Source organism: Microbacterium sp. (assembly GCF_047607225.1).
Taxonomy (GTDB): Bacteria; Actinomycetota; Actinomycetes; order Actinomycetales; family Microbacteriaceae; genus Microbacterium.
The window spans coordinates 20,791-28,345 of the sequence record NZ_JASGDO010000063.1; the positions used below are offsets into that span (position 1 = coordinate 20,791).

Annotated in this window: 5 protein-coding genes; 1 reads left to right on the top strand and 4 read right to left on the bottom strand. The window is 68.3% G+C overall.

Translation table 11 applies throughout. From position 1 onward, the window contains the following. Positions 1 to 87: 87 nt before the first annotated feature. The 4 genes from QM591_RS13005 to QM591_RS13020 form a co-directional block, all read right to left on the bottom strand. On the bottom strand, positions 88 to 1,503 hold the full coding sequence (locus QM591_RS13005) for a glycoside hydrolase family 1 protein (RefSeq protein ID WP_415132816.1): 1,416 nt from the start codon (positions 1,501 to 1,503) through the stop codon (positions 88 to 90). Between the two features lie 81 nt (positions 1,504 to 1,584). Next, positions 1,585 to 3,447, bottom strand: coding sequence for a beta-glucoside-specific PTS transporter subunit IIABC (locus tag QM591_RS13010; protein WP_415132817.1), 1,863 nt, complete (start codon positions 3,445 to 3,447; stop codon positions 1,585 to 1,587). Positions 3,448 to 3,630: 183 nt separating this feature from the next. Beyond that, on the bottom strand, positions 3,631 to 4,539 hold the full coding sequence (locus QM591_RS13015) for a PRD domain-containing protein (protein ID WP_415132818.1): 909 nt from the start codon (positions 4,537 to 4,539) through the stop codon (positions 3,631 to 3,633). Positions 4,540 to 4,549: 10 nt separating this feature from the next. Then, on the bottom strand, positions 4,550 to 5,752 hold the full coding sequence (locus QM591_RS13020) for a hypothetical protein (RefSeq protein WP_415132819.1): 1,203 nt from the start codon (positions 5,750 to 5,752) through the stop codon (positions 4,550 to 4,552). 207 nt (positions 5,753 to 5,959) lie between these two features. Between QM591_RS13020 and QM591_RS13025 the strand changes: the two genes are divergently transcribed. Further along, positions 5,960 to 7,546, top strand: a complete 1,587-nt coding sequence (locus QM591_RS13025; RefSeq protein WP_415132820.1) for a peptide ABC transporter substrate-binding protein — start codon at positions 5,960 to 5,962, stop codon at positions 7,544 to 7,546. Positions 7,547 to 7,555: the final 9 nt, after the last annotated feature.

Genomic DNA, 7,555 nt, shown 5'->3' on the forward strand with positions numbered 1-7,555 from the left:
GTGAGGCAAGGACGATGGGCGCACGAACAGGTGGCGCATACGGTCGCCTCGAGGGGAGAGAGGCAACCATATGCGCCACCTGAGGTGTCAGGAGGTGAGAGAACCACCGTTCGTGCGGATGACCTCGGCGTACCAGTCGAACGACTTCTTCTTGTAGCGCTCGAGCGAGCCCGAGCCGTCGTCGTTGCGGTCGACGTAGATGAAGCCATAGCGCTTGCTGAGCTGGGCGGTGGAGGCGCTGACGATGTCGATGCAGCCCCACGTGGTGTACCCGAGCACGTCGACGCCGTCCTTCAGTGCCTCGCCGACCTGCACGAGGTGGTCATTGAGGTAGGCGATGCGGTAGTCGTCGATGACGGTCTTGACGCCGTCGACCTCGACAAGCTGGTCCTTCGCGCCCAGGCCGTTCTCGACGATGAACAGCGGCTTCTGCCACCGGTCCCAGAACTGGTTGAGGACGAGGCGGAGACCGATCGGGTCGATCTGCCAGCCCCACTCGCTGGCCTCCAGGGTCGGGTTGGGCACACCGCCCATGATGTTGCCCTCGCCGGTCGCGCGCTGGGCGGGGTCGGCGGTCGCCGCCACCGACATGTAGTAGCTGAAGGAGACGAAGTCCACCGTGTTCTGGAGGTCGTCGCGATCCTGGTCGGTGATGTCGAGCTCGATGCCCTTCTCGCGGAGTGTCCGCAGGAAGTACCCGGGGTAGGCCCCGCGCGTGTGGACGTCGCCGTAGACGAGGTTGGAGTGGTCGAACTCCATCACCTCGAGCGCATCGGCGGGCGAGGGTGACAGCGGGTAGACCGGCATCGACAGCACCATGCAGCCGATCTGTGCCTTCGGTGCCACCTCGCGCGCGATGCGGGTGGCGCGGGCGGAAGCGACGAGCTCGTGGTGCATCGCCTGGTAGAGCTGCTGCTCGGTGAGCTCTGCCTTGGGCGTGTTGATCCCACCGGACATGAACGGGGCGTGCAGGAGCGAGTTGATCTCGTTGAAGGTCAGCCAGTAGGTGACCCGCGAGCCGTAGCGCTCGAACAACGTGCGGGCGTACCGCTCGTAGAAGCCGATGAGGCGGCGGTCCGTCCAGCCGTCGTAGGTCTCGGCGAGGTGGAGCGGCGTCTCGTAGTGGGAGATCGTGACGAGCGGTTCGATGCCGTGCTTCTCGAGCTCGTCGAGCACGCGGTCGTAGAAGGCGAGCCCCTCCTCGTTGGGCTGCTCCTCATCGCCGTTCGGGAAGATGCGGCTCCACGCGATCGAGAATCGGTAGGTCTTGAAGCCCATCTCGGCGAACAGGGCGATGTCCTCCGCGTAGCGGTGGTAGTGGTCGATGCCGACGAGCTTGAGGTTGTCGGGCGTCGGCTCGGCGGTGCGCGCGCCGACGATCCCGCGGGGCATGACGTCCTGGACCGAGAGGCCCTTGCCGCCCTGGTCGTACGCGCCCTCGATCTGGTTGGCTGCCGTCGCGCCGCCCCAGAGGAACGAGTCGGGGAACGGGGTGGTGCTCATGATGCGTCCTTCGTGTTTCTCGGATGGAGAGGGGGAGCCGGGGCGCGGAGGGTGCCGCGCCCCGGCGATGCCGGTCGGTGCTCAGCGCACGCCGGCGACGGAGTCGACCGACACGGCGGTGAACAGCGGCTCACCGTGCGCGATCGGCCCGGAGGCCTCGTCCCGCACCGCGGGGTAGAGGTCGGGGTTGGTGACGACCACGGGGGTGGTGAGGTCGTATCCCGCGCGGAGGATGGCGTCGCCGTCGAACTCCACGAGGAGGTCGCCCGCCTTCACCTGCTGGCCGGCGGTGACCTTGGTGGTGAAGTGCTCTCCGCCCAGCTTCACGGTGTCGATGCCGATGTGGATGAGCACCTCTGTGCCGTCGGCGTGGCGCAGCCCGAACGCGTGACCCGTGGGGAACGCGGCGACGACCGTCGCATCGAACGGTGCGTACACGGCGCCCGAGCGCGGGGTGATCGCCACACCGCGTCCGAGGGATCCGTCGGCGAACGCCGCGTCGGGCACCTCCGACAGGGGCACGACCGTGCCGTCGACCGGCGCGAGGATCAGCACGTCGTTGGCCGCAGCCGGAGCCGGGGCGGCCGCGTCCTCGGCCGGCTCCTTGAACCCGACGATGGCGGTCAGCAGGAACGGGACGACGATGGCGACGCCCAGGCCGAGGACCAGCATGACCATGTTGCCGTTGCCGAAGAGAGCCGGCAGCGCCAGGCCCGAGGGCACGACGAACGCCGTCGAGAACACGTTGCCGAGGGCGATGATCGCCCCGCCGAGCGCGCCACCGGCGATGCCGAACGCGAACGGCCGCTTGAGGGGCAGGTTGATGCCGTAGATCGCGGGCTCGGTGATGCCGGCGAGGAAGCCCGACAGCGTGGCCGGAGCGGCGAGCGACTTAAGGTTCTTGTTCTTCGCACGCACCCAGACGCCGGCGACAGCGGCGGCCTGAGCGAGAACGGCGGCGAACAGGGGGGCGATGAGCAGCATCTGGCCCGTGGTCTGGAACTCGACCTGGAACAGCGGCACGAAGCCCCAGTGCAGACCGAAGATCACGAAGACCTGCCACAGGGCGCCCATGATGGCACCGCCGAGCCACGGGACGGTGGTGAAGACCCAGCCGATGCCGCCGCCGAGTCCGCGACCGACGATGTCGGAGATCGGGCCGACCACCACGAACACGAGCGGAACCGCGACCAGCACGACGATCATCGGGGTGACGAACCGGCGGATCGCGCCGGGCAGATTCGCGTAGAGGAACTTCTCTGCGTGACTCTGCAGCCACACGATCACGATGATCGGGATCACGCTGGAGACGTAGCTGACCATCGTGAACGGGATGCCGAAGAAGGTCAGGTCGGGCTGTCCGACGAGGCCGGTGATCGACGGGTACACGAGCGCGCCGGCGATGGCCAGCGAGGTCCACTCGTTGGCCTTGAAGTAGCGAGCGGCCGTGATCGCGAGGGCCATCGGCAGGAAGTTGATGAACGCGTCGGAGAGCGCGTTGAGCACCGTGTAGGTGGTCGTCTCGGTGCTGATCCAGCCGAACGTGACCGCGGCGGCCAGGAAGGCTTTGAGCAGACCGGTGCCGGCCAGGGCCCACAGGGCCGGGGTGAAGATCGCGGAGATCATCGAGATGAAGCGGTTGAAGAGGTTCCCCTTCGGCCCCGCCTCCGTCGATGAGCCGTCGGCACCGGCACCGAGCTTCGTGATCTTGCCGATCTCGGCGAAGACCTCGGGAACGTCGTTGCCGATGACCACCTGGTACTGACCGCCCGCTTGGGCGGTGGTGATCACCCCGGGAACCGCCTTGATGGCGGCTCCATCCGCCTTGGCCTCGTCCTTGAGGACGAAGCGCAACCGGGTCGCGCAGTGCACGAGTGACTGCACGTTCTCTTCGCCGCCGACGCCGGCAAGTACGCCGGCCGCGGTCTTCGCGTAATCCGCCATCGGGATCCGCCATCCTTTCGCCGCCCCACTGCGGCACTGTCGTGGTTTCGGGCTCTCCGGGGCGTTTCCGGGCAACAAAAAAACCTGAACTCGTTCACCACCGGTTCGGTGATGTGAGTTCAGGTTTCGCCCGCTGCGCGGTAACGATCCGGAGATCTCGGCAGGGACACAGCCCTACGGCGATCACGGTACCACGGTCGGCGGGGGAGTGCTAGGGGCGACCTGAGACTTCAGTCTCTCGACGTGCACGATGACGTACAGCAGCTCCTCGTCGGTGAGCTCCGATCCGGTGGCTCCGTGCACGTAGGACTTCACCTGCCGAGCGATCTCGTACGAGACCGGATAGCTGTGCTTGGCGAACTCGAAGAACGAGGTGTCGCCGCTGGAGAGCATGGTGCGGTTCACGAGACGCTGCAGGAGGAACTGGATGTGGAGGATGAAGCGCGCGTAGTCGGGGCTCTCGGTGTCGAGCTTGACGCCGAACGCGTGCTCGACGACCTCGACCACGTGCTGCACGCGGCGGAACAGGAGCGCGGCGGTGCCGTTGGGCTCGTCGCGCGTCGCGTTCAGCAGGTGCATGGTGAGGAAGACCGCCTCCTCCGGAGGCAGCTCCCGATCCAGTGACGCGGCGATGTCGCGGGCCATCGCCTGCGCGGCATCGAACTCGTGGGGGTGGAGCACGCGGAGCTCGGGCATCGCCGTCGAGGGGATCCGCAGGCCCTGGTCGAGGCGTTCGATCACGTAGTTCACGTGGTCGATCACAGCGACCGTCAGGTGCCGGCCCAGATGTCTGCCGAGGCGCCGTTCGGCCGCGTCGACGGCGCGGGTCACCGCTTCCACGATCGGGTACGGGACGTCGGTGAGGAGGCGACGCTCGTGCTCCCCGGCAGCCCCCGCGTCGAGGATGAACGTCTTCTCGACCTTGCGCGGGTCGATGACGTCGTCGGGCTTCAACTGGAAGCCCAAGCCGCGGCCCATGAGCACGCGCTCGCGCCCCGACTCGTCGATCGCGATGACGACGTTGTTGTTGAGCACTTTGTGCACTGGCACGGCGTGCGCGTGCGCGGAGGCGGCGTCGCCGGGGGTGCTCATGGGGAGAAGTCTAGGAGGTGGATGCGGCTGAATCGATGCTCGTGTCCGATTCGGGCGGTGCGGGGGAAGGGGGCGCTGTGGCCTCGCGCAGACGCTCCTCCAGGCGCGTGACGGTGCTGCGTGCGATGCGGAGCTGCGTCTCCTGCGTCCGCCGCGCTGCCGCGCGGTGCCCGGCGATCGACGACGGCAGGAGGAGCACCACGGCGTAGAGGGCGGAGGTGAGCACCGGACCGATGACGCCGAGCCACACCACGGCGAACTCGGCGGCCGTGCCGCGGGGCGTGTCGCGCTCGAGGCCGACGGTGACGTACGCGGCGGCGGCGAGGGGCGTGAGCGCGCCGCCGAGGAGGATGACGCCGGCGATCCACCCCAGTGTCGTGGGGCGCCTGCCGTCGGGTGCGCGGACACTGAAGTAACCCGCCGGCGCGGCCACCAGGCCGGCGCCGACGGCCGAGCAGAAGGCCGAGAACGCGAAGACGCCCACGGTCGCGCCCAGGAGCGCAGGAACGTTCTCGCCGGGCCAGTTCGCGGCAGCGGTGGAGATCAGTCCCACGCCGACGAGGATGAGCGCGAGGATCGAGGGCACGCCGTAACGAGCGACGCGGTACCGCAGCACCTCCGCCGTCGGGCGGGGGCCGGAGAGCTCGGCGAGGCCGTCCTCGAGGCGGGCGACCTCGTCGCGAGCGGCGGCGAGGCGCGCGGGAAGGGGGAGGAGCTGGAAACGCCCGGCCGACATCCCCGCCACGACGCCCAGCGGCGCCACGAGGAAGATGCCGCTGACCGCGCCGAACTGCTGCCACACGTCGGGGTTCTCCGGGTGGAGATCCGCGAGCCGCGTCATCGTCACGAGGGCGCACAGCGCCCAGACGGTCAGCGCCGTCGCGATCGCCGCGGCGGCGAGGGCGAATACGGGAACGGGGGAGGCGAAGCCGGCGCGCTCCTGGATGGGGGCCGCGCAGATCGCGGCGAGCGCGAAGGCCGCGGTGACCAGCACCGGTGCGGTCCAGTCGATGTGCCCGGCGGAGGACAGCGTCCATCTCGCCACGACGTCCAGCGCGCCGGGAAAACCGGAGCCCGGGGCCGCGAGCATGCCGCTGGTCCCGAAGATCGTGAACAGCACGACGATCGTCGGCACGAACCAGAGGGCGATGCCGACCTGCCAGTCCTCGCTGATGGCCGAGGTTGCGCGTGATTCTCCGGGTGTGGCGGGCACCCGTCGAGTTTAGGGAGGTCCTCCGACGGCGTTTCCGGAATGTAAAGGTTTCATTTCGTATTGAAAGTTCGAAAAACACAGCCCCTATGGTGAGCGTACGTACTCACCCCGTACCGCCGCCGTGGCCCGCGCAGCCCGGCACCGTGCTCTCACCCTGGCACCGTGTCCCGCACCATTCCTGTCTCAGCGATTCCCTGTGAGGAAACCATGAACAAGAGGCTCCTCGCGGCGGCAGCAGCCGTCGCCGTCACCACCCTCGCGCTGTCTGCGTGCAGCGCCGGCACCGCTCCGAAGGGAGACGACGCCGTCGACGAGATCCGCGTCGCCGCCACCGATCCGCAGCTCATCATCCCCGGACGCCAGTCGGTGGCGTACGACGTCAACATGGCCGTCTGGGCACCGCTCGCGTTCCTGAACTCCGACGGCTCGCTCGATTACGTCCAGGCGGAGTCGATCGAATCCGACGACGCCGTCACGTGGACCATCACGCTCCGCGAGGGCTGGACCTTCCAGGACGGAACGCCCGTGACCGCGCAGTCCTACGTCGACAGCTGGAACGCCGTCTCGTACGGCCCCAACGCGTTCGAGAACTCCGGGCAGCTCGCCAACATCGTCGGGTACGCCGACCTCAACCCCGCCGAGGGAGAGCCGTCGACCACGGAGATGTCGGGTCTGGCCGTCGTCGACGACCGCACCTTCACCGTCGAGCTCACCGGCCCCGACAGTCAGTTCCCGCTGCAGGTCACCCAGGCGCAGACCGCGATGTTCCCGATGCCCGCGTCGGCGCTGACGGACTTCGACGCCTACAACGCCCACCCCATCGGAAACGGCCCCTTCGCCTTCGCCGAGGACTACGTCGAGAACGAGCCCATCGTCCTCGAGGCCTACGACGACTACCAGGGCGAGAAGCCGACGATCGACCGCATCACGTTCGTCCCGTACACCGACAGCGAGACCGCCTACACGGACGTCCTCGCCGGCAACCTCGACGTGGCCGGTGTCCCCGCCTCCAAACTGACCCAGGCCGCCGGTGACTTCGGCGACCGTCTGTACTCCTTCGAGGCGCCGGGCATCTCCTTCCTCGGCCTGCCTCTGTGGAACGACGCCTACGACGACATCCGCGTGCGCCAGGCCATCTCGATGGCGATCGACCGCGAGGCGATCATCGACGTGATCTACGGCGGCACCTACGACGCCGCGACCGCCTGGACCCCCGCCATCGAACCGGGCACGCCGACCGGCATCTGCGGGGAATACTGCGAGTACGACCCCGAGGCCGCCAAGGCGCTGCTCGACGAGGCCGGAGGCTTCGACGGCTCGCTCGAGATCTACTTCCCGGGCGGCGGCGGACTCGACCCGCTCTACGAGGCGATCGCCAACCAGCTGCGTCAGAACCTCGGGATCGAGGCGACCGCCAAGCCGAGCGCCGACTGGGCCGAGTTCCTGCAGAACCGCAACGACGAGAACATCGACGGTCCGTTCTTCTCGCGCTGGGGTGCGCTGTACCCCAGCCAGCAGGCGACGCTGCGGGTGTTCTTCATCGAGGGCGGCGGATGCACCAACTGCATCCCGTGGTACAGCGACGAGGTCGCCGACGCGATCGCCGCAGCCGACGCCGACCTCTCCACCGACGGCTCGGCCTACGCCGAGGTGCAGAAGCTCATCCAGGCCGAGTTCCCGGCGGTGCCGCTCTTCTTCGAGAAGTACTCGTACGTGACCTCGGAGAAGGTGGCCGATCTCGTCACCTCGCCCGTCGGAAACCCCACCTACCGGTCGATCGTCCTCGACGACTGACCCGCGCGG

Bases quoted from the DNA above. Each gene is read 5' to 3' on its own strand.
- QM591_RS13005 (WP_415132816.1), bottom strand. From the start codon at position 1,503: ATGAGCACCACCCCGTTCCCCGACTCGTTCCTCTGGGGCGGCGCGACG.
- QM591_RS13010 (WP_415132817.1), bottom strand. From the start codon at position 3,447: ATGGCGGATTACGCGAAGACCGCGGCCGGCGTACTTGCCGGCGTCGGC.
- QM591_RS13015 (WP_415132818.1), bottom strand. From the start codon at position 4,539: ATGAGCACCCCCGGCGACGCCGCCTCCGCGCACGCGCACGCCGTGCCA.
- QM591_RS13025 (WP_415132820.1), top strand. From the start codon at position 5,960: ATGAACAAGAGGCTCCTCGCGGCGGCAGCAGCCGTCGCCGTCACCACC.